Genomic DNA, 25,982 nt, shown 5'->3' on the forward strand with positions numbered 1-25,982 from the left:
GTGGAGGTAGGACGAGCGTGAACCAGCGGCGAATCACCGTCACCCAGTCGGCGGCCTCCGGGTACCGGACGCTCACCGAAGCGCTCGCGGCGGCGTCGGACGGGTCGGTGATCAGCGTGCAACCCGGCAGTTACACCGAGAACCTGGTGCTGACGAAGATCGTCACCATCACCGCCGAGGACGGGCCGGGCACCGTGAAGCTGACCGCGTCGTCCGGGATCCCGGTCGTTCTCGCGGCGGAGTCGGCCGCGCTGTCCGGACTGTCGATCATTGCCACCGACGCCGACAGCCCGGCCCTGGCGCTGGTGGTGGGCCAACTGAGCGTCACCGAGTGTGAACTGGTCGCGTCGTCGTGGGCTGCCGTCTTCGTCCGGGACAGCGGCTCACTCACCATGCGCGACAGCCTGGTGAGCAACGAGGTCGGTGCCGGGGTCGTGGTGACCTCCTCGGCCGGCAGTGTGCTCGACGACTGCCGGATCGAGCGTCTGGGCACGTCGGGCGTCGTCGTCGCCGAGCGCGGGGAGCTGCGGGTCCGTGCGTGCACCGTGCGCGACGCGGGCGGCAACGGCATCTGCCTCAACGGCCAGGGCCGGATATCCATCGAGGACACCGAGATCATCGGTACGAGCAAGCCCGCGCTCGCCGCCGAGCAGCAGGCCGAGATCACGGCTCGTCGGTTGAGCGTCCGCAACACCAACGGCGTCGGCATCTACCTGGCCACCGCCGGGTCATGCCTGCTGGAGGACTGCACCGTGGACGGCTGTGCCGCCGACGGAGTCTTCACCGACGAGCGGTGCACACCGGTCCTGCGCCGTTGTCGGGTGAGTGGGGCCCGGCGTACGGGGTTCCGCTTCACCGGCCGCGCGGGTGGGCGGCTGGAGGCGTGCACCGCCACGAAGATCGCCGGCGTCGGCGTGAGCATCGGCGACCGTGGCACACCCGAACTCACCGACACGGTGGTCAGCGACTGTACCGGGGTCGGGGTCCACCTCGAAGACGGCGCGGACCCGTTCGTCAAACGGTTGCAGGTCCACGGGTGCGACGGGGCGGCTGTCGAGATCCTCGGCGGTGCCCGTGGCCGCTTCGAGAACCTCACCATCGAGCGCTGCGGCGGCGTCGGCATCTCGGTCAGCGGCCGAGCTCAGCCGTCGCTGAGTGGTCTGAGTATGCGCGGCAGCGCCGCCGCGGGTGTGGTCGTCGCCGACGCGACGGCCTCGTTCAGCGACTGCGACATCGCCGACGCGGGCGCCGAGGGTGTGTCGGTGGGCGCCGGTGGGGACATCTCGCTGACCGGGTGCAGAGTCCACGCGGCGAAGGGCGACGGATGCGTCTTCGGCGACGAGTCGCGGGGGACGGTGACCGACTCCGAGTTCACCGCGAGCGGCGGCGATGGCATCGCGGTGCGCACCGGCGGTTCGGTGCGACTGGTCGGCTGCGTGGTGCGGGACAACCAGGGTTCCGGGGTGCGACAGACCGTCCCGGACGGCCACCTGACGGTCGAGGATCTCGCCAGCTCCCGCAACACACTCCCCGACGCGTACGGCACGGCCGCCGTCGCCACCGCGACGACCACCTCGGCGGCCGAGGCGCCGGCCGGGGAGGGTCGACGCCTCGTCGCCCGCGGCTCGGACCCACTGCGTGAGTTGCAGTCCCTCGTCGGATTGCACGGGGTGAAACAGGAGGTGACGTCACTGATCAATCTCAACAAGATGTCGAAGCGCCGTCTGGAGGCAGGGCTGTCCGCCCCGCCCATGGCCCGGCACCTGGTCTTCGCCGGGGCGCCCGGCACCGGCAAGACCACCATCGCACGGCTGTACGGGCGGATCCTCGCCGAGCTGGGGGTGCTGCGGGAGGGTCACCTGGTCGAGGTCGCCCGCGCCGATCTCGTCGCGCAGATCATCGGTGGGACCGCCATCAAGACGACCGAGGCGTTCAACTCCGCCCTCGGTGGCGTCTTCTTCATCGACGAGGCGTACACCCTGAGCAACAGCCGCGGCGGCAGTGGGCCGGACTTCGGTCGGGAGGCCATCGACACCCTGGTGAAGCTCATGGAGGACCACCGTGACGAGGTGGTGGTCGTCGCCGCCGGCTACTCCGCGGACATGGAACGCTTCCTCCAGGCCAACCCCGGTCTGGAGTCACGGTTCAGCCGGACCATCGAGTTCGCCAACTACACGCCGGCGGAGCTGGTGACCATCGTGGAGAACCAGTGTGTCCGGCACGACTACCAACTGGACCCCGCCGCCGCATCGGCGCTGCTGACCCACTTCGACCGGATCCCCAGGGACGGCACCTTCGGCAACGGTCGGGAGGCGCGTAAGGTCTTCGAGCGGATGGCGGACCGGCAGGCCTCCCGGTTGGCGGCTGCGGCCGATGTGACGACCGCCGAGTTGGCGCTGCTCACCATCGAGGATCTGCCGACCGCCGTGGTCGGGGTGGGCGCCGTCGGGGTGTGAGGCACGGCTCGGCCGACGCAGCACGCCGGAAACATCGCGGCCCTATCATTCCCCGAAACGCGTCCCCTCCCACTTCTGGGAGGCGTGCCGCGGGCGGCATCTCCACCGATTGACAAACCGTTGTCCCGAGTCAACTATGTGGTGGTTCTCGGGGTGGGGTGTGGGTGGAACGAGATGAGACAGGATTGGTGAGTCTCGCGTGGGAGCGGTCTCATCGGTTGCACTGGATGCGTACCGGGTGTCGCCCGTGATGTCCGCAGCCTCAGCGCCGATGAGCAGCGGCCCACGGCGTGGCTCCGCGAACGCGTTGCGGTGGGTCGCGGACAACCTCGCGGTTGTCGGGCCGGACCCGGACGGCACCATCGTCGCGATGGCACGCCTGTTGCCCTCGGAGCGCGGGGTCGTGACAGTTGTCGGCCAGATCGTCGATCCCGACGACTGGGCGCTGATCACCGAGGTCCTGCCGATCGCTGTCCCGCCCGGGGCGGCTGCCCGTCTCGCGGTCAGCGGCACCGGGACGACCCCCACAACCGGTCCGCCCCCGGCCGCGACCCTGGCCCGACAGCTCCAGGCCGACGTGTATGCGCCAAGTGGTCAACTCCTGCTCGTGCCCGGGGGCGGCCTGTTCGCCGTCGACGGGTGGCGCTGGTTCCGGGCCGACGGCAGCATCTCCGACGGTGGCCACCGGTATCCGCCGCCGCACTGGGAGGCCGAAGTCGACACCCTGGTGCGACACGTGGGCTCGGGCATCAGAGCCCACTGCGTGCCGGCCGGCCTGTGGCTCTACGCCGACTCTCCGGACCTGCCGGACCCGAGCCTGGACGACCTGGCGTTCGCGGTGCCGATGGACGCCGAGCGGGTGACGGTGGTGCTCGGCCGCCCCGGCGCGGCCACGCCCGGCGTCGAGGCGGCACTGTCGATCCTCGACGCGCTGGACCCCTCGATGGTCATCGCCCCGTACGGCGAGGCCGCGGACGAGGCACTGCGGTTGGCCGCCACGATCGCCGACCGCTGGGACCGCCCGGTCGAGGTCGCGACCGGCCTGCCGATCCTCGATGACGAGCACCGACCGGTGTCGGTCGCGATCGACCCCGACGGCGACTGGTGGACGCCCCCGGTGGCACGGCTGCGGTGCGCTCCGGGCGTTGCGCCGAGACCGATCGGGAGTGTCGACTTCCTCGCGGACCTGCGACCGGCCGGCCCCGACACGTTCCGGCTCGACGAGCGCTGGGTGGCCGAGCCCACCCAGTTCGGGCTCTGGGTCCGACCCCCCTTCGCCGGCCAGCACACCGGTGACGTCCGCCGTCGTCCGTGGCATCCGCAGTGGTTCACGATCGCCGTCGGCCTGCCCGGTCTGCCCCTGCCCGACGACGTGTTGCCGATCCTGCACCTGTTGCTGAACCGCCTGCCGGAGAGCGTGCGGTCCCGAACGCGGTTCGTTCCGGAGGAGCTGAGCCACCTCCTGGCACCCGACCCGGCCGACCGGCCCGACGTGGTGCTCGCGGCCCAACGCTCGACACCACCACGGTGGTGGCACCGCGACAGCCGGCTCTTCGCGGTCCTGCTCACCGCCGACGCCCGCACCGGCACCGTGCACACCGATGCGGGCGAGGTCGAACCCGGGCAACTGGGCGAGATCATCGCCGCGTACCGGGAGTCCGATGCCCGCCCGGTCCTGCTGGTCTCCTCCGTGCCCGTCGACCCGGAGATCGAGCAGCAGGTGGCTGACCAGATGCAGGTCGTGACGATCGGTCGACGGGCGGACGGCTGGTGGGCAAGCCTGCCGCGCCGGGTGAACCGTGCCCCCCGCCCGGCGGTGCGCCTCGACTCCTCTTTCCCCTTCCGGGAGGAGGACCTGGTGCAACTGAGGGCACCGGCCCGCGCCAGGCCGCCGCGGGTCGAGGCCGGCCCGGATGACGACGAGCCGCTGCTGGCGCTGTCCCGGATTCCCGAGGCCGCGGACATCCGGCAACGGGCCGACGGGTCCGGCTACCGTACCGTGGTGGCGGCGCGCGGGCCGGACTGGCGGCGGCCGTTCCTCCTGGCGGGCCAGCCGGTCACCGCCTGGGACTTCGCCACGGTCGTCGCCGACCGGCGGCCGGGATGGGTCGGCGGCGGCGAGGTGGTCTGGGTGGAGGGTGGTCAGCTGACCGAGCCCCTGCTGCGGCTGCTCGCCAACTACCTCGGTTGCCCGGTCGGCGCGCGGGCACTGCTGGTGGAGGACGCGCCGCCGGCCGCGCTCGCGTCCGGGTGGTGCGCGGTGCCGCCGCGAACGGACGGTGGAGAGAGTCATTCCGGCCAGGACGGGCGCGGATGCTGCGCAGAGCGGGAGAGTCACGAGCATGGACAGTCCTGAGCGAGGGTCGACTGTGGATTCCGTCCCCGCCGGTGATGACCCAGCGGCAGCGCGCCAACCGACGCCCGAGGCCGGTGACCGGGGCTCGGGCGGGGCAGCGCCAGCGGCCCCGGTCGCACGCCGCCCCCCGGTGCAGCGGGCAGTGGCGCTGAGCGGACTGCCACCCTACGCGGCGACGTCCGCGGATTCCGCGACTGCTCCTCCGGTGCGGCCCGCACCCTCGGTCCCGATCGCCGATCGGACCCGGATGCCGGCACCACGCCGGCCCGTCGAGGACCGATCGGACAGTCCACCAAAGATGCTCCGGCCACCTCGGCCGGTCACACCGGCGGCGACCGCCCCCCAGGCCCCGCCGCCGGTGGCTCCCGCCGCCCCGACCGGCCTGCCGTCGGCGCGGCCGGAGACCGCCGCCGCCCAGCCGGACGCCCGGACCCCCCTGCCGCCGGTACCGCTTCCGGTCCCGGCCGACCGGTCGTCGGACGACGGGGAACCCGGTGCTGCTGATCCGCCGCGCACCCGGTCGACTCCGCCCGCGTCCGCCGAGGCGGAGACCGCGCCCGCCGTGCCGGAGACCGCGCCCGGCCCGGAAACGGCCGCGACCGGGAGTCGTCCCCTCGGTGTTCTGCTCCGGCCCTGGTCGGTGTCGCTCCTGCTGGTCGGGCTGGTGGCGGTCACCGCGGTCACGCTCGGCAGCCGGCTGCCCGACGATCGCGCCCTGGACCCGAGCGCCCCGCCCGGGGACGGCGGGATCGTGATCACCGCGGGTCCGGGTTACGGGCCGCCGCTGCCGCCCGGGAGCGGCCCGCCCACCGCGGGGCCCACCTCGTCGGTGTCGGCCCGGCCGGCCCCGTCGGCGTCGGCGTCGCCACCGCCCGTACCGGGGCCGCCCGCACCGGCGTCGCCCGCGACGAGCAGCGCCGCCGCCAGCAGCGCCGCGAAACCCCCCGCCGGCTCGGCGCCGAAGCCCAACGGCGCCGTCTCCGGTCTGGAGAACCCCTCGGGCAGGAACCTCGCGTTGCGGCGACCGGCGACCGCCTCCAGCTCCGAGAAGGCCTGGTGGAACGCTTCGTACGCGGTCGATGGCGACGCGGCGACCCGTTGGGGCAGCCAGTTCTCGGATCCGCAGTGGATCTCCGTCGACCTCGGCGAGGTGTATTCGATCACTACGGTGACCGTGAACTGGGAGCACGCCCACGCCACCGCCTACCACGTCGACGTCTCCGTCGACGGCGGCTCCTGGAAGACGATCTTCACCACGACGGCGGGAGCGCCTGGCCCCGTGCTCATCCCGGCCAATAGGACGGCCGCGCGGTTCGTCCGCGTCACGGGCACTGAGCGCGTCAACCAGTACGGCTACTCAATCTGGGAGCTCGGGGTTTCCTGACCACACCTGTGCCTGCCTCGCGAAGCCTGGGTCGCGCACGACGCCGAAGCTGACGCTCGTCGATGTTGCCAGAGCGCAGCCGGACGTGTTGAATGGGCTCATATCGCCGCAGCGCGGGGGCAACCGTGCTGGGAACGGCCAGCGCGGGAGCAGCGCAGTGTCGGCAGCGCGCTGCCATGACAGCCGCTCGCCTGCCGCATCGCCGGGCCATCTCCCTGACGGCGGGCGTCCTGCCGGGCAGGCATCCGTGCCCGCCGTCCGTACCCCCTCCGGTCCGTGTCGTCGATGGCCGACGCGGTCGACGTTCGACACTCCGGGGCGTCCGATTCGGTCTGCCCGCGCACCAACCGGCGACGAGGTGAGAAGAGATCATGATTTCCCGACAGAGTTTCGCGGGATGGTATCGACACCGCCTGGTGTGGGTGGCGGTGATCCTGTTGACGGTGTCGGCCGGCGCGGTCGTCCTGGTCAACCGGTCCGACCCGGAGACGAAGCCGGCTGACCTGCAGACGCAGATCATGTCCCGGATGCGTACCGTGCTGGAACAGGCCGACCCGGGCCAGCACAACCACGCCGGGCACAATGCCCAGCAGGCCGCCGGCGGGGAGAAGCCGGCGGTGATCTGCGGGGTCCGCGTCTACGGCTACGAGCCGACCGAGGTCACCGCGCTCGCGGACGTACGCACGGTCTACGGCTTCCACCTGTGCGGGGTCGCGGAGCGGGGGCGCCCCTGGGACGTGGCAGTCAAGCTGGCCGGCCCCGTGATCATGGACATGTCCACCGAGCCGCCCGGCATCCAGGTCGTCGAGGCGACCGCCGAGGTTATGTTCACCGACCGGGTGAAGCAGATGTTCCCGGCCAAGTACGCGGAGTTGGCGCTCAAGGAGGCGCTTGCCGAGTCGGAGATGGCCGACCAACGCCGCAGGTACGACGCCGCGGCCGGGATGTGATTCCTCGTCCGGGCCGGGATCTCACTCGCGAGCGCCGATCGCGACGATGGGCCGCGACCGCATGGCGAGCCGAGCCGAGATCATGATGGCGGCCGAGCCGAGCAGCGCGGCGACCGCGACGATTCCCGGGTAGACCAGCGGTGGAACGGACGGCATCGGCATCCTGGTCAGCGCGATGCTCGTGCCGACCACCGACGGGGCGACGGCCAGGGTTCCGATGAGGACGGCCGCCACCACGATGATCCTCGTCTCGCCGCGCATCATCGCGAACACCTGGCCACGGGTGGCACCGACCAGTTGGAGCAGCGCGAATTCGCGAAGGCGCGCGGCGGTTGCCATCGCCAGGGTGTTCACCACGGTGGCGGCGTCGGCTACCTCCTCAAGGACCGCGTCAGCCGGGTGGACGAGTTCGTCGACGCGCTGCGCCGAGTAGCCGCTGGCGGCACCGCCATGGACACCGAAGTCATCGCCCAACTCCTCGTCAACCGCAGTGACCCGATCGCCGTCCTCACCCCCGCGAACGCGAGGTCCTCGCGCTGATGGCGCAAGGGCACGACAACAACACCATCGCCGGCCGGCTCGTCATCACCGACAACGCCGTGCACAAGCCGTCATCCGCCCATGGTCACCGTGAGTATCCACATGGGCTGGCTGGCGGCTGGTGCCGACTATGAGGTGAGCCTGGAACGCGGGAAGGTGGTCGCCCGTAACCGCCAGGGCAGGCTGCTCAAGAGCCTGCCCAAGGCGTTGCGGGGACACCGACGCGGTGGTCGGCTTGCGGCAGCTCTCGGAGTGGTTGAAGCGGCATGAGGTCTCCTGCCGGCGGGAGGTCGAGCAGTGGATGGTGACGCTGCAGTTGTTCCGGGAGGTGTGGGCACTGCCGGAGGCACACGACGGAACGGCGTCGCGACCTGTCCCGTTACGCCCGGGGGCGTTACAAGGAGTTGCGGCACGTGCAGGCGCCGACCTACCCGGCGCCACCACCACGACGGAGCCGTCCGGCGCCGACCGCCCGCAACCACCTCTGCATCTGCTCACCCACCACCTGCAACGAGTGGTCGCCGTCGGTCGCAGCGCCCTGGTGCCGGACGTCGAACGGGACGCGCGGGCGCTCCTGGACGCCCAACTCCCGACGGCCGCGTCCGTGCTGCGCGAACTGCGGCGCGCGGGTCACCGGCGGAGCCGAGACGCGTTCGGCCGGCTGAGCCAGCAGGACTCCATCGCTCTGGCGCTGGCCTGGCTGGTCGCTGGGGCCTACCAGGACGCCGTCGCGACAGCCGCAACCGCAGGATCATGGCAAGCCGACTGAGGTCAGCGCCGTGCGAACGCCTACCGATCGAGGTGGAGCGTGCTGGCGATACGGTCCACCGCCTGCTTCGCCTCGATGAGGCTCGCGCCAGTCTGGTTCCGGTAGGCGCGAACAGCGTGGATCGTCCGGCCGCCCTCCAGGTGCCGGACGACGTCCGGGTTCACGGGCTCGGCGATGCCGAGGTGATCCATTATCAGGTCGAGCTTCCGCTGGACGGCCGTGAGTTGGGTCGCCGAACGGCGCTTATCCTGGGACATGGCCCCGAGCGCAACTCCCACCGACCCGATCACGGCGATGACGACAAACACTGCTTCCCACGGATCCACCCGCCCATCCAATCACCGGTACGCAACCGAGGGCACCGCCGAGGTCGGCACCAACCGCACCCGGGAAGCCCCCGTGGGTGGCGTCACCACGTGCGCCCGAGCAACCTCCCGGTGATCAGCTGGTGCTGAGGACCATGGCCAGCAACGGGATTGTCGTGCTCTCCGGCCCTCCGTGCTCGGGCAAGACCACGGCTCGAAAGGTGCTGGCTCAGCAACGGGCCTCCGCAGGTCGGATCCACCTGGAGGTGGACAGCCTGTTCGAGCTGCTGTTCCCCGAATCCGATCGCAATCGTGACGATCGCATGCACGCGTACGCCGGTGCGCACCTCCTGGCCCGAATGCTCGTCGATCGTGCGGAGACCGTGGTCCTCGAGTGCACCTACGCTCGCCGTGACCAGCGAGTCAGTCTGCTGGAAGCGTTGGCCGGCTCCGCCGCGCCGCTGTGGGTCGTCGAGTTCTTCGTGACTCCCGACGAGGCCGTGAGCCGGTTCCGGCAGCGCCACCAGGCCACGGACCTCGACGAAGCGCTCGTTCGCGAGCGCGCCGAGGCGTTCCCCTACTTCGCGGGAGCCCTCCGCGTGGAGTCGTCCTCGGGGACCCCCGAGCATCACGCACAGCACATCAGCACGTGGCTGCGGCAGGGTCCCCGACCGGTGGACCGGGACGCGTGGGTCCGGGCCGGGAGAGCCTGGAACTGAGGACGCCGTCGCGGTCAGCTCAAGGTGAGCGTGACGTCGTCGACGTCGAAGGCCGTGGCGCCGTTGCCGGCGGTCTCGCTGGCGAGGAAACTGACCGTCGCCGTGCGCTCGGTCGTCACCGTCCCGGTCGACATGGCGTACTGCCGCCACGGCGCCCCGCCGTCGAAGGCCAGCGAGAATCTCGTCTTCGGCGGTATCCCGGTGACGGCCAGCCCGACGTTCAGGTAGTCGCCGCGGCTGGTCTCCGTGGTGGTGGTGCGGACCCAGAAGCGGACCGTCAGGGTGCAGCCGGCCGGCACCGTGGCGGTGGTGCGCAGCAGGTCGCCACGCGTCACGTCCAGGCCGGCGAAGGTGGCGTACGCCTGACCGGTGAGTGCGGGCCGGGTCGCGTCGCCGAGCACGACGATGCGGGGGCCGGCGGTCCAGCCCGTGGTGCCGCTCTCGAACCCGGGGTTCGGGTGGATCTGCCCGGCGCAGGGCGCGTCGGCCGTTGGTCGGACGGGGGATGCGCCGGCCGTGACCAGGAGTAGCAGGGCCGCGGCCGAGGCGGTGGTGACGAGGGTCTTCATCAGCTCTCCCAGAGCAAGAGATTTGAGATGGTCGATATCATCTGACCATGCGTCCTGCCCGTCGGCGCGTCAAGGCCCTGGCGGCGTGGGCTTGCTGCTGGCGGCGCGACGTCGTCCAGGCCGGCGCGACACCTGGCGGTCGGGCATGCTGTACGGATGCGGCAGGTCACCGTGCTCGGCAGTTGCGGTGCCTTTCCCGAACCGGGCCGTGCCTGTAGCGGTTTCGCGGTGGACTGGGGCGGCTACCGCCTGGTTCTCGACCTGGGCTACGCCACCCTGCCGCGGCTGCTCGGGCACTGGCCGGATGGCGTGGTTGACGCTGTCGTCATCACCCACGAGCATCCCGACCACTGCGTTGACCTGCACGGGCTGTTCCGGATGCGGCTCTACGGTGACGTCGGTGGACCACGGCTGCCGTTGTACTGCCCACCCGGTGTGCTCGACCGGATCGGCGGCCTGGAGCCGGATGTCGACCTGGAGGCGGTTTTCGACGTGCGTCCGCTGCCCGGCACCTACCGGGTGGGACCGTTCGACCTGACCGGGCTGTCGCTTCCGCACCACGTGCCGAACGTGGGCATCCGACTGGAGGCGGACGGGATAGCCGTGGCCTACTCCGGCGACACCGGCCCGACCCCGGTGTTGGCCGATCTCGGTCGCGACGCCGACCTGTTCATCGTCGAGGCCACCGACCGCGACGGCGAGACCGACCGGCCCACCCGCAGTCTGATGACCTCCACCGAGGCCGGTCACTGGGCACGCCGGGCGGGTGCCCGCCGGCTGATGCTCACCCACTTCTGGCCGGGCAATGACCGGGCCGCCGCCGTGGCAGCCGCACGACTCGAGTTCGACGGTGCGGTGCTGGCCGCCGAGGAGGACCTCACCGTCATGCTCGGGACCGCAGATCGCTGACCACCCTGACGGTCGTACTGCATGCCGTCAACCGCTGCGGGCCCGATCGGCTGCTGGCCCACTGAGGTACTGTCAGGCCAGCTCAGCGGCCCGTGGCAGGTCAGGGGAGAGGGCGGAACGCCGCTGCCCGCGTCGCCTCGGACCACGTGACCGGAGGAGTCGATGCCCAGATGACGGCAGGGCGATCAATGCCCACCCAGGACGACGTGCTCGGCTACTTCGACACACTGTCGAACTGGGGACGGTGGGGCGACGACGACGAGCGCGGGACGCTCAACCACATCACCGACGACGTCCGGCTGGCGGCGGCGCGGGCCGTGCGCCACGGCCGGAGCGTGTCGTGCGCCTGGGAGATCGCCGTACCGGAGGACATGGAGCGGGCGACGACGACGTGCCCGTGCGCCGCCGACATGCCGGGTGCCGAGAACATCCCGGTGCCCGCCTTCCACGCCGACCGGCGCTGGGGCTTCTCGTCTGAGCGGCTCGGCATCACGTTCCACGGCAACACCCTCACCCACATCGACTCGCCGTGCCACATCTTCTGGGACGGCACCATGTACAACGGGCGGTCACACTCGTTGGTTGACGCCGCGACGGGATCGGGGTGGGCGGCCGTCACGGCGGCGGCGAACGGGATCATCACCCGAGGTGTCCTGCTGGACATCGCGGGGGTCCGTGGTGTGCCGTGGTTGGAGCCGGGCGAGGGGGTGTTTCCCCAGGACCTGGAGGAGGCCGAGCGTCGCCAGGGTGTGCGGGTACGACCCGGCGACGCGGTGCTCCTGCGGACCGGCTTCGGCCGCTTCCGGCACGAGACCGGTGCGGCCATCGGTCTCACCCAGGCCGGCTGGCATGCGTCCTGCCTGCCGTGGCTGCGGGAACGGCAGGTCGCGCTGATCGGCGCGGACACCCCCCAGGACGTGCAACCGTCGGGGTACGACGACGTGCTGATGCCGGTTCACGCCGTGAGCCTTGTTGCGATGGGTCTGTGGCTGCTCGACAACTGCGACCTGGAGGCGTGCGCGGCAACGGCTACCGAGCTCGACCAGTGGGACTTCCAGCTCGCGGTCGCGCCGGTCCGCTTCGCCGGTACGTCCGGCAGCCCGGTCAACCCGATCGCCACCTTCTGACCGCGCGTCCGAGGGAGTGGGCGGTCGTGGTCGGTGTGGTCCCGGCGGAGGCAGGGCGCGCGTCGAGCTGGCCGGTGCGCAACGATGGCACCGTGTCGATGGAACGCGTGGAAGCTCCAACCACCCTGTTGGCCTGGCTCGCCGACCGTCCTGGGAAGGAGGCGTTCACCGGCTATGCCCCTACTGGATGGGAATCGTCGACGTGGATTCTCCACGCCATGTACGAGAACGCCCGCCTCGCCGGTCTGGGCACCCACGACGAGGTGCGTCACCGCGGGATCGACTCGGGTGACCTCGCGCCGCTGATCGTCGCAGGCGTGAACCTCGACGAAGAAACCACCGAAACCGGTACGCCCTTGGGCTTCGTCACCCCACCGGGAAGCCCTTGGCGACGCGTGCTCTGGTCGCGGCAACCGGGGCAGACGCCAGACCGGCGTTACCCGCCCTGCCACCGCTGGTTCACGCACAACAGTTGGCCCGTCGCCGTCCAGCCACCACCCGAGGGGTCCCTCGACGAGGAGAGCCTCGAGGCCCTGCTGGACACACTGTGCCGGCACTCGGTCGACGGCCCCAGGACCGAGTGCGTCGCCTTCTACGCACACCTGCCAGCCAACGACTACGACCACGTCCACGTGTGGCGCGGGCCGTTATCGGCAGTTCCCGAACTGCTCGAAGAACGCGGCGGCCGCTACCTGTTCTCACCGACGAACCTGTGGCCCACCGACCGGTCCTGGTTCCTCTGGACGGACTACGACCTGCAGGGCACCAGGGTCAGCGGATCCAGGCCCCTGGTCGAGGCGATCCGGAGTCATCCCACCCTCGAGACGGTGAACTGGCCAGGTGACACCTGAGCGCGAAGCGGCGCGGACGATCCCGGCCGTCGATTACGTAGCGATGCTAGTCGATATTGCTGGAACGACTGCGGGTGTGCTGGAATGGCTCACATCGCCGCAGCACGGGGGCAACCGTGCTGGAAACCGGCAGCACGGGAGCAGCGCGGTGTCGGCGTCGTGCCACAAGGGCTGACGCGGCGCATCGCCGGGCCATTGCACGACGACGGGCAGGTGTCCGTCGTCTGTGTCCCGGACCCCGAATTCCCCACGACACCGAGACGCCCGCCCTTTCGCCATGTCGATGCACCGAGATCGACGACGAGGTGAGCAGGGTCGCGATGTCCGGTGGAGGCATTCCGGCCCTGCCCAACACGGTAGAGGCCCAACGTCATGGAGGATGACCATGCGCCGTTTCCTCGCGGTGTGCACCGCCGCCCTGATCCTCGGCACCACGGCCGGCAGCATTCCGGCCGCCGCGTCCGGTGCCTCGTCGCGCTCGTGCACCCGTGGCCTGCTCTTCTGTGAAGACTTCGAGCGGTTGCCGAGCGGCGGTGCCAGCACCCTGGACTGGGGCGTCGACACGCGCAACGGCACGCTCACCGTCGAGCGTGCCCGCCACGGCAACCAGGTGCTGCACATCCACACGGTGGACAACGGGCGCGCCTTCCTGCGCGTCGACGATTTCGCCGCGCCGGGCAACCGTTTCTACGGCCGGATGCGGCTGCGCGTCGACGCCTTCCCCACCGCCCCCGACTGGGCGCACTTCACCCTGGTCGAGGCGACCGGCACCGGCAGTTCGGAGGTCGTCCGTCCGATCGGTGGTCAGTACGCTCCCACGGTCCCCGGAGTCTTCTGGGGTGTGGGTGCCGACGGCGGCCCGACCGGCGACTGGACCAACTGGCGGGAGTCCGCCCCGGTCACGGAGGACACCTGGCAGTGCTTCGAGTGGAAACTCGACCCGACGGACAACCGCGTCCAGGTGTGGATCGACGGCGTGGCGAACCCGGACCTGACCGCTTCCACGACCGAGCACGGCGGCAACGACGTGCCCTTCGTCCTGCCGACGGTGAACACGGTGAAGGTTGGCTGGCAGCTGTACCAGGGTGGCACCACACCCGGCGAGTTCGACCTCTGGATCGACGACATCGCTCTCTCCACCAGGAGGCTCGGCTGCTGAGGTCGTTCGCAGGTGTCCCGGCGGTCCGCTACCCGGGGCCGCCGGGACCGGCCCCGTCCGGCGGGCGACACCGGCCGGCGGGACGGACGCGAAGCCTCAGCCGGGCTTGATGCTGGCGAGTTGGACGAGCAGGTGCACCAGTCGATACGCCTCGGCGACGTCAGCGGCGCGGAAGGCAACCGTCCGGCCGCCGCCCAGGCGGGTCACACCTGGCACCAGGACCGCGAGGTCGACCATGTACGGCCCGTACAGGTCGACCTCGACGTCCAACGGCCCAGTCATCTTCGGCGCGGGGATCGACGCGCGCCGGGTGACCGCGGCGGCGGCAGCGCGGCGCAGCCGCTCCCGCGCCTCCTGCGGGTGCAGCGCCACCGCGGCGGCCTGACCCAGGGTCTGCTTGACGGCGACGGTGACCGCCGAGGGCACCAGCTCGCTGAATTCCGCGCAGGCGGTGTCGTCCCCGCTGAGCAGGACGACAGGCACGTCCAGGTGGCCGGCCATGGCGGCGTTGAGGCCGATCTCGCCCAGTGACCGTCCGGCCACCCGCACGTCGAGGACGGCGTCACTGATCGTGTGCGCCAGGACGGCGGGCCCGGCGCCGGCCCGAGCGTGATAGCCGATGAACAGGACGGCGTCGGTCTGCTCGTCCAGCCCGGCGAGCATGCCCAGCGGGCGGGGTTTGCCCCGGACGAGGTGAGCACGCCTGTCGAGATCCTCCGGCAGGAGGTTCCGGAACGTGCCGTGTGCGTCGGCGACCCACACCACGGCATCGGGTTCGGCGTCGAACACACCAGCGATCACCGCGTTCGCCTCGGCCGTCATCAGGGCCCGGCCGCGCTCGTAGTCGTACCGATCCGGGTTCGTCTCGCTGGGATGCACGATCCCCGAGATGCCCTCCAGGTCCACCGAGATCAGCGCCTTCATGGTGCTGGGACCCTACGCCCCTCCGGCGCCATGGTCGACCGCACCACCCCGCACCGTGTACGAGTAGGGCACCGCGGCCACCTCCGTGCCGAACCCGGTACGGGCGTCCAGGGTGGTCACCGTCAACGACCCGGTGACCAGGTCTCCCACCGGTTCGTCCGCATGGAAGGACACGGTGACCCGGCCGATCTGCCCCGGCGCCAGCGTCAGCGGCGTGGTGGGCTCGGTCGACCCTTCGACCACTCGCCGCCAGTGACTGCCGGTGGACGAGGTGATCCGCCGGTCGAAGAGTCGAGTCAGGGCGGTCGCCGCGCAGTCCACTCGGGCCGGCGGCTGGGGTGCAGCGCCGAACGGCCCCGCCCGGTTGGCGTTGCAGATCCAGGTCGTGGCCGACACCTCCGCCGACGAGACGAGCACCTCCGAGCGCCGGCCGGCGGTGCCGGCCAGGTCCGGGTCACCGACGTAGTAGCCGCCCTCGCCGTACGGCTGCGTGTCGAGCACGTGCGGCACCGCCGAATCGGCCGACATCCGCAGCCGCGTCGTGCCGGTCGGCACCGCGAAGCGCGGGTAGACGTCGACGGCGGACACCGGTGTCTGGTACGTGGCGGACGCCACCGGCCGCAACGGCACCTCGCCCAGGGCATCCAACCGGGCGTCCACGAGGTACGACGCCGGTGCCGCACCGGTGTTGGTGATGGTGAGGGTGGCCTCGGCCGGCCGACCCGCCGGCAGCGCGGCTCCCGCCGGCACGCCGCTGGCCACCACCGACGCCGGGGCGAATCCCACCCGGCCGCGGAACGGCTGGCTGGTCCGGACCGTGGCGGTCGGTGCGGTGAGCACCAGCACCACGGTCCATCGACCTGGCTGCGGGGCACGCCGGACCAGGTCCAACCGGGGCGGCGCCGTGGCCCCCGCGGAGCGCGAGCTGCTGGCCGCGAGCGGCATCCCGCTCGGGTCGACGAGCAGGCCCCACACCTCCAGCCCCGGGCCGTCGCCGGCGTCCACCGACACGGCCAGCGCCGGCTTCCCGGCCGGCACGTCGAACTGGAAGCTGCGCCGCTGCCCGAGCAGCGCCCACCCGGCGAGGGCGCCGTTGCCGCCGGAGAAGGCGCCGTCGAAGCTGCCGCCGGAGGGACCGGTCGGCACCAGCGCCCGCAGTCCCAACGGAAGCGTCGCGTAACCCGTCGCGCCGGCGACGACGGTCACGGCCGCCGACGAGTCACCGGCCGTGGTCGGCAGGCGGACCGGCAGCGAGACGGTCCGCGTACCGCCGGGCGGCACGACGACCGAGGGACCGCCGCGCGTGGTCAGCCGCAGCGCGGTGACGTCGTACCGGACCGCGCCCACCGGTGGTGTCCCGTCGTCACGGGTCCAGATGGCCACGGTCCAGCGGCCCGGCTGCGGCCGGGCCACCGTCACCCGCCCGTACCCCCCGTTGCCCAGTGGCAGTGAGTATCCGGCGAGCCGGCCGGCGGGATCGAAGACGCTCACCGCGACCGGCGCGGCATGCGACCGGGGATCCCAGGCCACCGCGGCCTGGATCTGGTCGGTCCCGCTGGGCACGGTGACCGGCACTCGGCGGGCGTTCGCCGGTACGCCGTCGGAGTCGACGAAGTCCGCTCCCGCCCCCGCGACCGGCGTCACCTGGCCGGCGGCGAGGCTGCGGGCCGGCACGGTGGAGCGCAGGCCGACGGTGACGCGACGGGCGTGCCCGCCCGGATTGGTGAGGTGCACCGCGACCGGCGTGGCCTGCCCTGGCGCGCCGGTGACGCTCGCCGTCGAGGTGGCGACGAACAGGCCCGCCACGGCCCCTGCGGCCGGCCGACCAGCGGCTCCGGCAGAGGCGTCGGCGGGTCGGGCGGCGGAGTCCCGATGGTCGGTCAGGGCGGCGGCCAGCCGCACCGCGGCGAGGGTGTCCACCCGCCCGGCACCCTGCTGGGCGGCCGGCTGCCGCAGGTCGGTCGCGGAGCTCATGAGGATGCGTTTGACCTGCTCGGGGGTCGGGGTGGCGCCGGTGTGCCGGCGGACCGTCTGGATCACCAGCGCCGCCGCCCCGGCCACGAACGGCGCCGCCGCGCTGGTGCCGCCAAACAGGAAGAACGGGCTGGGGGTGCCGCCGTCGAAGAAGGAGACACAGCTCTGGTAGCGCGCGGTGTCGGTCGAGCAGGCAGCCCACCCGGTGTCGCCGGGCGCGACGAGGTCGACGGTGCGGGGTTCGGTCTGCGCGGTGCCGCCGGAGCTCAACGCGGACACCGAGTCGGACCGGTGGCCGCCGTTGCCGAGCGGCGACCCGCCGTACCCGAGCTGGCCGTAGGCTCGCAGCTGGGTGCTCGCGCCGACGGCGATGACGTCCGGGTCGCTGGCCGGCGAACCCAGGGTGTCGTCCGGCCCGGCGTCCCCGGTGGCCACCACCACTGTCACTCCCGCCGCGACGGCGGCGTCGTTGGCCAGCCGCAGGGCGTTGGCGGCCGTGTCCGGGTAGCCGTAGCCCACCAACGACTCGTTCAGCACGTCGACACGTTCGTGCAGCACCGCCCACTCGATGCCCTGCAGGACGACCGATGTGGGCGCCGCGACGTTGCTGAACACCTTGGCGACGTGCACGGTGGCGGCCGGCGCGACGCCGAGGATCCGCATCGGGCACGGTCCGTCGGGGCGGTGCGCCGGATGCGCGTAGCGCCCGGCGTCGTAGATGCCGACGCCCTGGGCGGCCACGACGCTCGCGTCGCCGAAGGATTCCAGGATGTACGAGGGGGTGTCCAGGCCGTCGCCGGTGAAGTCGGCGTAGCCAGCCACGACCGACCGCCCGTCGAGGACGAACTCGGCCGCCGCCGGGTCGATCGCCCCGCCGAGCACGCCGACTCGCACCCCGGACCCGTCGGCCAGGTCGTGGGCGCCGGGCGATCCGACGGTACGCGTCAACGCCAGCCCTTCCGGTTCGGTCAGCGGCGGCTCGTCCGGCCCAGCGCAGCCGCGGGCACCTGTCGCGGCCCCGCCGGCCGGTGGCGCGGGCCGGCTCGGGGCGACCGGTTGGCGCAGTCGCATCGGGGTGTCGGGCAGGACGGTGCGCACCCCGGGTCGGGTCGCCAGCTCTGCGACGGCCCGCTCCGGCAGGGTCGTGGCGATGGCGTTCACCAGGCGGAAGGGCACCACCCGGGTGGCGCCGACGCGGCGCAGGTCGGTGAGCATCGGCTGCTGGTCGGCGGTGATCCGGGTGGCCCGGTCGGCGAGCAGTCGCCCGGGAGCGGTGTCGTGCTGGTCGGCGAGGACGACGATGACGGCTCGGACCGGTCCGGCGTCGACCGCCGCCGGTGGGGCGAGGGCGGCTACCGGTCCGGTGGCCAGGGCCGGCGTCAGGAGGGCGGCCAGCAGTCGGTGCGGGGCGGTCAGTGGCACGGTAGGAGTCCTCACCTGCTGGTAGTGGTGCGTTGCGGTGGACGAGCCGGTCAGGCGGCGGTCCGACGTTCGGTGACGAGGACCCAGCCGAAGGTGGCGAGTTGCAGGGCGACGAGCGCGAGGAAGCCGACACCGTTCCAGAAGGCGAGCCCGTCGGCCGGAGCGTCGATCCCGTCGACGGCCAGCCGGATCATCGTGACCATGGCGGGCACCGTGAGGGCCAGCAGCGCCGCGGTCACGGCGAGCGAGCCCAGCAGGTAGAACGGCGCGTACCAGCGGATGATCCGCAGTTCCCGGGCCGGCACCCCGCCGAGGTCGTGCCCGGGGTCGCGGCCGACCAGCCGCCGCAGTTGGTTGGCCAGCCACCGCCGGGTGTCACCCATCAGGTCGCCCAGCCGCAGCCAGTTGCCCAGCACGTAGTAGACGTCGGTGCGCATGAACACCAGGAACTGGTAGACCACCGACAGCGTGAGCGTGTAGACGACGCCGCGCACCAGCCGCTCGTGCACACCTGCGAGTTGCAGCACCAGGCAGACCGCCATGAGCAACAGGTCCCAGGTCAGCCCGGCCAGGTACGGGGCGTAACGGCGGCGCCGGGGCACGGACCGGACGGCTGACATCTCCGTCTGTGCCACCAGGAACCACAGCCTTCGGCTGATGGAGAGTCGTCCGGTGACGCCCAACGCCCGCACGGTGGCCGCGTGCGCCAACTCGTGCAACAGCACCAGCATCCAGGCCACCATCGCGACGACCAGGGCGTTGGCCAGCACCCCGTCCAGCAGGAACGCGTCGGTCGGGGTGGGCCGCAGGGAGGGTACGAGCACCAGCAGCAACGGCACGGTCAGCCAACTGCCGACGTAGAGAAGCCGCATCGGCGGCGCGAGCAGCCAGGACACCCGGTGCGGCGGCAGGTTCGCCAGCACCGCTATTCCCCGGCGGTCGGTGTCGACGGCCGGCGGGGTGCCGGCACCGTTCGCCGCTTCGCCTCCCTCGCCCGTCGTGGCGTCCACGCGCAGGAAGCCGCAGGACGCGATGCCGTCGAGGAAGTCGGCGAGGTCCGGCTCGGTGCCGTACCGGTCGGCGAACCGCCGACGGACCTCGCCGAGCGGCAGTCCCGCGCCGAGCCACCGGACGAGGTCGACGCCCTCGGCCGGCAGCTCGACGAAGTCACCGGTGTCCACCCGGCCGACCTCGCACACACCGTCTTCGCTTTCGCCGATGTGCAGCGGATGCAGCCGGACGACCGCGGTGTCGGTGAGCGCGCTGGTCACGCCGCGGACCCGGACGCGACAGTGGCCCGCAGGTCGCCGGGGCGGGGGACCCGACCGTCCGGGCCGCAGGCGGCGCAGTCGTCGAGCAGCGTGCCCTCGGCGAACTGCGTCTCCATCCGATGCACGTCGACGACGAGCTTCCGGCCGACGATGACCGGCTCCGCCATGCCGGTGAGGTACTTGACGGCCTCCAGGGCGGCCAGGTTGCCGATCATCCCGGCCATCGGCGCGTTGCACGGGTTGATGGTCCGGTCGCCGATCACCCCGACCACGTACTCGGCCATTGGCGTGTACTCCGGGTGGTTGGCCGCGGCGTCCTGCTCGACGCACTGGAAGCAGGCGGTCTGGTGGGGCACGTGCAGGAAGAGGCTGACCGTGAGCCCGTCGTTGGAACCGCGCATCCATGCGGTGCCCTCGTGCAGGGCAGCCTCGTTCAGCCACTGGTAGAGCGTGAGTCGGGGCCGGTCCGCGGCGCAGATCACCAGGTCACGGCCGGTCATACAGGCGCGGGCGGCCGCCACCCCGTCGACCCGCGCGTTGCGCGCGCTGATCCGCACGTGCGGGTTGATCTCGGTCAACCGGCGGACGGCGGCGGTCACCTTGGGTTGTCCGACGTCGGCGTCGGTGTAGAGCACCTGGCGGTTGAGATTCATCAGTTCCACGTCGTCGTCGTCGACGAGCAGGATGTCGCCGACCCCGATGGCGGCCAGGCTCATGGCCACGTACGACCCGAGGCCGCCGATCCCGAGCACCGTGACCCGGGCGTCGCGCAGCCGGAGCTGGAAGTCGGCGGCGGTCAGCGGCGGCTTGTGGAAGTAGGAGAAGAACTCCAGGTTGCGCCGGTACCGCTCGCGCTCCACAGCGGGCAGCCGGGCCGGCGGGGGCACGGCGGCGTCCTCCACGAAGCCCATGCCGATCAGCGCGTCGACGGAGTCGTCGACGTCGACGGCGGTGATGCCCGGGTCGTGTTCCGCCATCGCCTCCGCCAGCTCGGGCCGGGTCCGGGTGCCGTCCAGCAGGCTCAACAGGTGCCAGGTGTTGCCGTGCTCGTCGTCGACCATCTCCGAGGCGATGCCGTAGTCGCCGCCGCCGATGCGGATGCGGCCGTCGCCCAGCGGGATGGGTGGAAACACGCTCTTGATTCGGGGTCGCCTCATCCGTACTCGCTCCTTCGGGTGCTCAGGTCGTCGTGGCGGTCCTGGCCACCGCCCGGATGGGCGGTGGCCAGGACGCTCGGTCAGCAGTCCGTGCAGGGGCTGCAAGCGCAGATGACAGTGGTCTCGATCTTCTCGAGACGACGGATCTGGATCTTCATGGCGACACCTCCCTCCCGGGTTGTCCGACTGGCCCGACCGTGACCGGCGGAGGCCGCCGGTGCCCGGACCAGCACCTCGGTGAAGTCTGTGGCGGGTCGCCGGGCCGTGGGGAAATCCCGGACGATCCCGGACGGCCAGCACGGGTGCCTCCGGTCCCCTCGGCGGATCAAGGACAGATCAGGTGACGCTGCCGGACCGCAGGGGTCTAGTAGGAGCACAAGCCCGAGATCAGGACCGTCCAGGAGCCGCCGTGACCGAGTCGCTGTCGAGTGGAAGCGGTGTGGCTCCGCCGGATCCCGGACCCGCCGACTCACTGGACGAGGTGGCCCAACGACTACGGATGTTGAAAGTCTGGGCTGGTGACCCGTCCTACGACACGATCAAGAGTCGGATCAACGCGGCCGGGAAGGCCGCCGGCCCGACCGGTGGCGTGCTGGCCAGGAGGACGACCGTCGCCGACTGCTTCAAGGGCGGGCGACGGCGGCTCAACACCGATCTGGTGATCGCCGTCGTCGAAGCGCTGCACCCGGACGTCGGGTACGTGGCGCAGTGGCGGCAGGCGCTTCGAGTCGCCGGCGGGGAGGCCCGGGCGGCAGCGCAGGTACGGGTCCAGGACAACCTGCCGCAGGACCTCGCCGGCTTCGTCGGTCGTACCGCCGTGCTGAACCGGCTCCGGCGGGAGTTTCGCAGGGGCGACCTGGATGGCGGCCCGGTCGTGCTGGCGATCCAGGGCATGGCGGGCGTCGGCAAGACCCAACTCGCCATCCACGCCGCGCACGCCCTGCACCGGCGGAGACCGTTCGACCGGATCCTCTTCGTCAACCTGCGCGGATTCCACCCCGACCCCGCTCAACCGCCGGCCGATCCAGCCTCGGTCCTGGAGGGCTTCCTGCGCCTGCTCGGCGTCGCCGGCCAGCAGATCCCGTACGACCTGCCCGCCCGGGTTGCCGCCTACCGCCGCCTCCTGGCCGGCACCCGCACCCTGGTGGTGCTGGACAACGCCAGCGACGCCGAACAGGCCCGCCCGCTGCTGCCCGGCATCCCGGGCTGCCCGGTGCTGATCACCAGCCGACGCGACCTCAGCGAACTACCACACGCCACGCTGCTCACCGTGGGCCTGTTCACTCCGGACGAGTCAGCCGCGCTGCTCGCCGGGGGTGGCCCGCCCCTCCCCGGCGGCCCCGACCCGGATGCGGTGGCCCGGATCGCGCAGCGGTGCGGCCATCTCCCGCTTGCGCTCGGGCTGGTCAACGCGCACCTCAGAGGCACCTCCGGCTGGACGCTCACCGATCACGCCGACCGGCTCGACGAGCGTCACCAGCAGCGGCGCCTCGACGTCAGCGTGGAGCTCGCGTTCGACCTGTCCTACCGGGAGTTGCCCACCGAGCGGCGACGGCTGCTGCGTGTCGTGGCGGCACATCCTGGCGATGATTTCGACGCCCGGGCCGTCGCTGCCCTCGCCGGCGTCCGCCCGTCCGACGCGGAGGTTCACCTGGGTCGCCTCCACCGGGACCACCTCCTGCAACAGGCCGCCCCCGGCCGGTACGCCCTGCACGACCTCATTCGCGCGTACGCCGCCAGCCGGTGCGGCGACGAGGACCCACCACCCGAACGGCGGGCCGCCCTGACCCGTCTGTTCGACTACTACGTGGCCACCGCCGCCGCGGCCATGGACGTCCTGTACCCGGCCGGGTCGCACCGCGAGGCGCCATCCGGTGGCGCGCCGTTCGCGGCTCCGCTCGACTCGGACACCGCCCGCGGCTGGCTGGACACCGAACGTCCGACTCTGGTCGCCGTCGCCGCGCACACCGCCGCCCACGGCTGGCCCTCCCACACCACCCGGCTGTCGGCCAGTCTGTTCCAGTACCTGCACGGTGGGTATCCCACTGACGCCCTGGCCATCCACGAGCACGCGCGTACCGCCGCCCGCCGTGCCGGCGACTCAGCCGGACAGGCCCACGCCTCGACCAGCCTCGGCGCCACCTACGCGCAGCTCGGCCGGTACGGGCCGGCCACCGAGTACCTCCAGCAGGGCCGGAGCCTGTTTCGACGGGTCGGCAACCAGGTCGGCGAAGCCCGTGCGCTTGTCAACCTCGGTGTCATCGAGTCGCAGCTCGGCCGCAACCGGTCCGCCGCCGCCAGCTACGGCCAGGCCCTGGCCCTGTTCCGGCAGGCCGGCCACCACGCCGGGGAGGCTCACGCGCTGAACAACCTCGGTGAGGTCGAAGCGCAACTGGGTCAGTACGGTCTGGCCGCCGAGCACGTGCAGCGGTCCCTGATTCTGTTCCAGCAACTCGGCGGCCGTACCGGCGAAGCCTGGACGCTGAACACTCTCGGCGACATCGAGATACGGCTGGGTCGGCACCGGGCCGCCGGGATCCACCTGGAGCGGGCTCTGGCCATGTACCGCCAACTCGGCAATCACACAGGTGTGGCGTGGACGCTGAACAGCCTCGGCACGCTGCACACCCGTCTCGGTCAGACCAGCAGCCACCACCAGCAGTCGCTGGACATCTTCCGCGAGACCGGCGAACGGTACGGGGAAGCCAGCGCGCTCAACGGGATCGCCGAGGCGGCCCGCGTCACGGGCGACGCCGCCGACGCCCTTGCCCACCACAATGCGGCACACGTGATCGTCGTCGAGATCGGCGCGTATCACGAGCACGCCCGCAGCCACGCCGGCCTCGGTCACGCCCACCGCGCTCTGGGGGCGCCCACCTCCGCCCGTGACCACTTCCAACGGGCGCTCACCCTCTACACCGACCTCGACATGCCCGAGGCCGAACAGATTCGTGCTCACCTCGCCGCGCTCGACAGCCTCGCCGTCGAGCACGCGAGCCCGGACCTGCCGGCGCACCTGCTGGTGCGCACCGTGAGCTGCGGTTGATCACCGCGGCGGGCGTTACTCCTGTACGCGGCCGGGCCGCGGACCGAGCTGGTTGATCTCGTACCCGTCGGGGTAGCTCTTGGTGTTGATCCCGTCGGCGAACAACGCCGTCGTCCGGGGCGCTCCGAACCACCGCTGCGCCCTCGCGCGCGCCTTCAGCGCGACGTGCAGGCCAGCCCGGACCGGCCACGGCGGCGCGTCAACCCGCATCGCGCGGCGGAGCGGCGCGTCGTACATCGCACTGACCAGCGCGTTTCCCAGCGGTGCGAGCGTCCGGGGGATCCGGGTGAGCATCAGCATCCGGGTGGCCCGCTCGATGGCGGCCGCGTCGTCGTTGGGCTGCAGGTGAGCCGCGTCGTGGGCGTCGAACCAGGTCTCGAACTCGTCGTACGACCCAGGGATGTCCGTGATGCCCATCCGCCGGCCCAGCTCCCGGTAGAACAGGTACGTGGCCTGCCGCTCGTGGCAGCAGGGCGGGCGCCAGCCATACGCCTGCAACCACCGGGTCGGGACCACCACGAGGCAACCCAGGACGTAGCGGAAGTCGTCGTTGCTGATGTCGTACGGGCGGTGGATCTGGTTGACGCGCCGCAACGCGTCCCGGCCCCGAGGCTGCTCGAACCCGTTGAGCACCATCTCGTACATCAGCAGGCCGGTGTCGTCGATGCGCTTCTGGGTGCGTTCGGTCAGCTCGCCGGTGGTCGTGTGCACGGCGGCGATGGCGGGGATGGAGAAGGACCTGTTGAAGGCCAGGTTGAGCCCGAGCTTCAGGTCCCACGGAAACTCGTGACGCAGCATGGTCTGGTAGATGTCCAGGTAGTCGCGCTCCGGGTCCAGGGCGCGGGTACGGGTCAGGTTCGCGTAGCGGCCTCTCATCGGTGAGCCTCTCCAGCGGTGAGCCTGCCGGTCGCGGCGAGCGTCTGCGCCACCACCGGCGAGCGGGCGTAGGCGTCGGTGACGAGCGTCAGCCAGGCCACCTCGCCGGCGTAACCATCGTCGGGGCGGTGCAACTCGTCGGCAGGGTGCGGGATGGCGGCCACGAGACCTGAGCCGTGCCGACGCAGCGCGCAGGCCAGGTGTGCCGCCTCGACGGCCGCCCGACGCTCCCGCGTGGCCAGTCCGGCCTGCTCGGCGAACTGCTCCGCCAGCGCCGTCACACTGACGTCGCTGTACGGGCGCAGCGCCAGGCGGCCGTCGCGGATCTCGGCGACCCGGCGGGTCAGTGCGTAGTCGATGTCGCGCACCGCCGTGAGGGGCCGGCGTAGGGCGGGGTCGAGTTCCAGCTCGGGCAGGGCCGCGATGAGGTCCCGCCAGAGCGGTTCCAGCCGCCGGTAGGAGCGGAAGTCCTCCCACCGTCGCGTGATCCGCAGGGTGGGTCCCCATGCCGGCATGGTGAGGCCGATCGTGATGAGCAGCGCGCCGATGGTCACCAGGACCGCGGCGATCTGCCGCTCGCCGGTGGGTTGGTAGCCGGCCCAGTAGGCGATGAGGTACACGATCTTGTTGGTGCTGTAGAGCAGCGCGAAGGCCGCCCCCACCGCGGTGATGCGCAGGCCGCGCCGCAGCCAGGGTCGACCGCAGATCTTCGCGAAGCTCCAGCACAGCCGGGTGATGTCGAAGCAGTAGGCGAAGAAGCCGAGCATCAGGAAGATCAGCAGGTACGCGGTCACGACGGGGTCGGTCGCGTATTCGACGGTCAGGAGCACCGGGTCGTCGTAGCCGAGGGTGTAGGCGAAGAGGCCGGCCATGACGAGGAACGCGAGCCCGGTGACCCACACCCACACGCGGGCACGGGCGGCGGCCTTCGCCGGGGGGAGCGCGAGGTGCAGGAGCATGATCTCGGCATTGGCGGAAATGGTCAGCGCGCAGCCATGGGAGATGACCTTGGCCAGATTGGACAGGCCGGACGCCTGATCGATCGCGGTCGCGATCGGCGGGATGGCGGCGGTGATCCCGGCGGCGAACGCCCCGAGGCCCACACAGATCGCACGGCGGGCAGGGCTCGGGTGCCGGCGCTGGAGTCGCACCATGTAGCCGACGGCGATCCAGCCGGCCACGGCGCACACGGTGTAGAGGGCGGTATCCATCGTCGCG

At 71.8% G+C, this 25,982-nt stretch carries 21 protein-coding genes and 1 pseudogene; 13 read left to right on the plus strand and 9 right to left on the minus strand.

Annotated features, from left to right (window positions below):
- The first annotated feature begins 17 nt into the window (after positions 1-17).
- The 4 genes from AB0C25_RS09830 (at position 18) to AB0C25_RS09845 (ending at position 7,146) form a co-directional block, all read left to right on the plus strand.
- Positions 18-2,456, plus strand: a complete 2,439-nt coding sequence (locus tag AB0C25_RS09830; RefSeq protein ID WP_357371431.1) for a right-handed parallel beta-helix repeat-containing protein — start codon at positions 18-20, stop codon at positions 2,454-2,456.
- 271 nt (positions 2,457-2,727) lie between these two features.
- A complete protein-coding gene (locus AB0C25_RS09835; RefSeq protein ID WP_357371433.1) occupies positions 2,728-4,812 on the plus strand; it encodes a hypothetical protein in 2,085 nt (694 codons plus the stop codon).
- A gap of 298 nt (positions 4,813-5,110) precedes the next feature.
- Positions 5,111-6,196 (plus strand): discoidin domain-containing protein, encoded by a 1,086-nt coding sequence (locus tag AB0C25_RS09840; RefSeq protein ID WP_357371436.1) that lies wholly within the window; start codon positions 5,111-5,113, stop codon positions 6,194-6,196.
- Positions 6,197-6,567: 371 nt separating this feature from the next.
- The gene (locus tag AB0C25_RS09845; RefSeq protein WP_357371438.1) at positions 6,568-7,146 is read left to right on the plus strand and encodes a hypothetical protein; all 579 of its coding nucleotides are present in this window, start codon (positions 6,568-6,570) and stop codon (positions 7,144-7,146) included.
- 21 nt (positions 7,147-7,167) lie between these two features.
- Here the strand turns inward: AB0C25_RS09845 and AB0C25_RS09850 are convergent, their stop codons facing one another.
- Complete coding sequence (locus AB0C25_RS09850) at positions 7,168-7,485, minus strand: FtsX-like permease family protein (RefSeq protein ID WP_357371440.1); 318 nt, start codon at positions 7,483-7,485, stop codon at positions 7,168-7,170.
- Between the two features lie 18 nt (positions 7,486-7,503).
- On the opposite strand from AB0C25_RS09850, the pseudogene AB0C25_RS09855 reads away from it, so the two are divergent.
- From AB0C25_RS09855 to AB0C25_RS09865, 3 genes and pseudogenes are all read left to right on the plus strand, one after another.
- Positions 7,504-7,754, plus strand: a pseudogene (locus tag AB0C25_RS09855) (LuxR C-terminal-related transcriptional regulator); the annotation flags it as partial.
- 13 nt (positions 7,755-7,767) lie between these two features.
- Positions 7,768-7,956, plus strand: coding sequence for a hypothetical protein (locus tag AB0C25_RS09860; RefSeq protein WP_357372010.1), 189 nt, complete (start codon positions 7,768-7,770; stop codon positions 7,954-7,956).
- Positions 7,922-8,455, plus strand: coding sequence for a hypothetical protein (locus tag AB0C25_RS09865; RefSeq protein ID WP_357371442.1), 534 nt, complete (start codon positions 7,922-7,924; stop codon positions 8,453-8,455). The genes AB0C25_RS09860 and AB0C25_RS09865 overlap by 35 nt, the downstream gene beginning before the upstream one ends.
- A gap of 20 nt (positions 8,456-8,475) precedes the next feature.
- On the opposite strand, the gene AB0C25_RS09870 is transcribed toward AB0C25_RS09865, so the two are convergent.
- A complete protein-coding gene (locus AB0C25_RS09870) occupies positions 8,476-8,781 on the minus strand; it encodes a hypothetical protein (protein WP_357371444.1) in 306 nt (101 codons plus the stop codon).
- Between the two features lie 134 nt (positions 8,782-8,915).
- On the opposite strand from AB0C25_RS09870, the gene AB0C25_RS09875 reads away from it, so the two are divergent.
- Positions 8,916-9,479 carry an AAA family ATPase gene (locus AB0C25_RS09875; RefSeq protein WP_357371446.1) on the plus strand — a complete coding sequence of 188 codons (564 nt, stop codon included), beginning with the start codon at positions 8,916-8,918 and terminating at the stop codon, positions 9,477-9,479.
- Between the two features lie 14 nt (positions 9,480-9,493).
- On the opposite strand, the gene AB0C25_RS09880 is transcribed toward AB0C25_RS09875, so the two are convergent.
- Positions 9,494-10,048, minus strand: coding sequence for a hypothetical protein (locus AB0C25_RS09880; RefSeq protein WP_357371448.1), 555 nt, complete (start codon positions 10,046-10,048; stop codon positions 9,494-9,496).
- Positions 10,049-10,204: 156 nt separating this feature from the next.
- Here AB0C25_RS09880 and AB0C25_RS09885 point away from each other — a divergent pair, with 156 nt between their 5' ends.
- The 4 genes from AB0C25_RS09885 (at position 10,205) to AB0C25_RS09900 (ending at position 14,094) form a co-directional block, all read left to right on the plus strand.
- Positions 10,205-10,957, plus strand: a complete 753-nt coding sequence (locus AB0C25_RS09885) for an MBL fold metallo-hydrolase (protein ID WP_357371450.1) — start codon at positions 10,205-10,207, stop codon at positions 10,955-10,957.
- A gap of 188 nt (positions 10,958-11,145) precedes the next feature.
- Entirely contained in the window at positions 11,146-12,084 is a 939-nt protein-coding gene (locus AB0C25_RS09890; protein ID WP_357371452.1) for a cyclase family protein, read from the plus strand.
- 107 nt (positions 12,085-12,191) lie between these two features.
- Positions 12,192-12,935, plus strand: coding sequence for a hypothetical protein (locus AB0C25_RS09895; protein ID WP_357371454.1), 744 nt, complete (start codon positions 12,192-12,194; stop codon positions 12,933-12,935).
- Between the two features lie 379 nt (positions 12,936-13,314).
- Positions 13,315-14,094, plus strand: a complete 780-nt coding sequence (locus AB0C25_RS09900) for a hypothetical protein (protein ID WP_357371456.1) — start codon at positions 13,315-13,317, stop codon at positions 14,092-14,094.
- Positions 14,095-14,190: 96 nt separating this feature from the next.
- On the opposite strand, the gene AB0C25_RS09905 is transcribed toward AB0C25_RS09900, so the two are convergent.
- Genes AB0C25_RS09905 through AB0C25_RS09920 form a run of 4 tightly spaced genes read right to left on the minus strand, consistent with a single transcriptional unit; the run spans position 14,191 to position 20,842 of the window.
- Positions 14,191-15,018, minus strand: coding sequence for a M55 family metallopeptidase (locus tag AB0C25_RS09905; protein ID WP_357371458.1), 828 nt, complete (start codon positions 15,016-15,018; stop codon positions 14,191-14,193).
- A 12-nt stretch (positions 15,019-15,030) separates the two neighbouring features.
- Positions 15,031-18,414, minus strand: a complete 3,384-nt coding sequence (locus AB0C25_RS09910; protein ID WP_357371460.1) for a S8 family serine peptidase — start codon at positions 18,412-18,414, stop codon at positions 15,031-15,033.
- Positions 18,415-18,464: 50 nt separating this feature from the next.
- A complete protein-coding gene (locus AB0C25_RS09915; RefSeq protein ID WP_357371462.1) occupies positions 18,465-19,685 on the minus strand; it encodes a hypothetical protein in 1,221 nt (406 codons plus the stop codon).
- Positions 19,682-20,842, minus strand: a complete 1,161-nt coding sequence (locus AB0C25_RS09920) for a ThiF family adenylyltransferase (RefSeq protein WP_357371464.1) — start codon at positions 20,840-20,842, stop codon at positions 19,682-19,684. The genes AB0C25_RS09915 and AB0C25_RS09920 overlap by 4 nt, the downstream gene beginning before the upstream one ends.
- 409 nt (positions 20,843-21,251) lie before the next feature.
- Between AB0C25_RS09920 and AB0C25_RS09925 the strand changes: the two genes are divergently transcribed.
- Positions 21,252-23,888: a tetratricopeptide repeat protein gene (locus AB0C25_RS09925; RefSeq protein ID WP_357371466.1), complete on the plus strand. Its 2,637-nt coding sequence runs from the start codon at positions 21,252-21,254 to the stop codon at positions 23,886-23,888.
- Positions 23,889-23,903: 15 nt separating this feature from the next.
- Here AB0C25_RS09925 and AB0C25_RS09930 read toward each other — a convergent pair whose 3' ends face one another.
- Both AB0C25_RS09930 and AB0C25_RS09935 read right to left on the minus strand, forming a co-directional pair.
- On the minus strand, positions 23,904-24,764 hold the full coding sequence (locus AB0C25_RS09930; protein WP_357371468.1) for an oxygenase MpaB family protein: 861 nt from the start codon (positions 24,762-24,764) through the stop codon (positions 23,904-23,906).
- Entirely contained in the window at positions 24,761-25,975 is a 1,215-nt protein-coding gene (locus tag AB0C25_RS09935) for an MAB_1171c family putative transporter (RefSeq protein WP_357371469.1), read from the minus strand. Before AB0C25_RS09935 ends, AB0C25_RS09930 begins: the two co-directional genes overlap by 4 nt.
- Positions 25,976-25,982: the final 7 nt, after the last annotated feature.

The sequence above is a fragment of the Micromonospora sp. NPDC048839 genome (assembly GCF_040649915.1).
Lineage (GTDB): Bacteria > Actinomycetota > Actinomycetes > Mycobacteriales > Micromonosporaceae > Micromonospora.

What these genes read in the sequence shown, in the direction of transcription:
- AB0C25_RS09835 (WP_357371433.1), top strand. Translation starts at nt 2,728, where the DNA reads ATGAGCAGCGGCCCACGGCGTGGCTCCGCGAACGCGTTGCGGTGGGTC.
- AB0C25_RS09840 (WP_357371436.1), top strand. Translation starts at nt 5,111, where the DNA reads ATGCTCCGGCCACCTCGGCCGGTCACACCGGCGGCGACCGCCCCCCAG.
- AB0C25_RS09845 (WP_357371438.1), top strand. Translation starts at nt 6,568, where the DNA reads ATGATTTCCCGACAGAGTTTCGCGGGATGGTATCGACACCGCCTGGTG.
- AB0C25_RS09850 (WP_357371440.1), bottom strand. Translation starts at nt 7,485, where the DNA reads ATGGCAACCGCCGCGCGCCTTCGCGAATTCGCGCTGCTCCAACTGGTC.
- AB0C25_RS09860 (WP_357372010.1), top strand. Translation starts at nt 7,768, where the DNA reads ATGGTCACCGTGAGTATCCACATGGGCTGGCTGGCGGCTGGTGCCGAC.
- AB0C25_RS09875 (WP_357371446.1), top strand. Translation starts at nt 8,916, where the DNA reads ATGGCCAGCAACGGGATTGTCGTGCTCTCCGGCCCTCCGTGCTCGGGC.
- AB0C25_RS09880 (WP_357371448.1), bottom strand. Translation starts at nt 10,048, where the DNA reads ATGAAGACCCTCGTCACCACCGCCTCGGCCGCGGCCCTGCTACTCCTG.
- AB0C25_RS09885 (WP_357371450.1), top strand. Translation starts at nt 10,205, where the DNA reads ATGCGGCAGGTCACCGTGCTCGGCAGTTGCGGTGCCTTTCCCGAACCG.
- AB0C25_RS09890 (WP_357371452.1), top strand. Translation starts at nt 11,146, where the DNA reads ATGCCCACCCAGGACGACGTGCTCGGCTACTTCGACACACTGTCGAAC.
- AB0C25_RS09900 (WP_357371456.1), top strand. Translation starts at nt 13,315, where the DNA reads ATGACCATGCGCCGTTTCCTCGCGGTGTGCACCGCCGCCCTGATCCTC.
- AB0C25_RS09905 (WP_357371458.1), bottom strand. Translation starts at nt 15,018, where the DNA reads ATGAAGGCGCTGATCTCGGTGGACCTGGAGGGCATCTCGGGGATCGTG.
- AB0C25_RS09920 (WP_357371464.1), bottom strand. Translation starts at nt 20,842, where the DNA reads ATGAGGCGACCCCGAATCAAGAGCGTGTTTCCACCCATCCCGCTGGGC.
- AB0C25_RS09930 (WP_357371468.1), bottom strand. Translation starts at nt 24,764, where the DNA reads ATGAGAGGCCGCTACGCGAACCTGACCCGTACCCGCGCCCTGGACCCG.
- AB0C25_RS09935 (WP_357371469.1), bottom strand. Translation starts at nt 25,975, where the DNA reads ATGGATACCGCCCTCTACACCGTGTGCGCCGTGGCCGGCTGGATCGCC.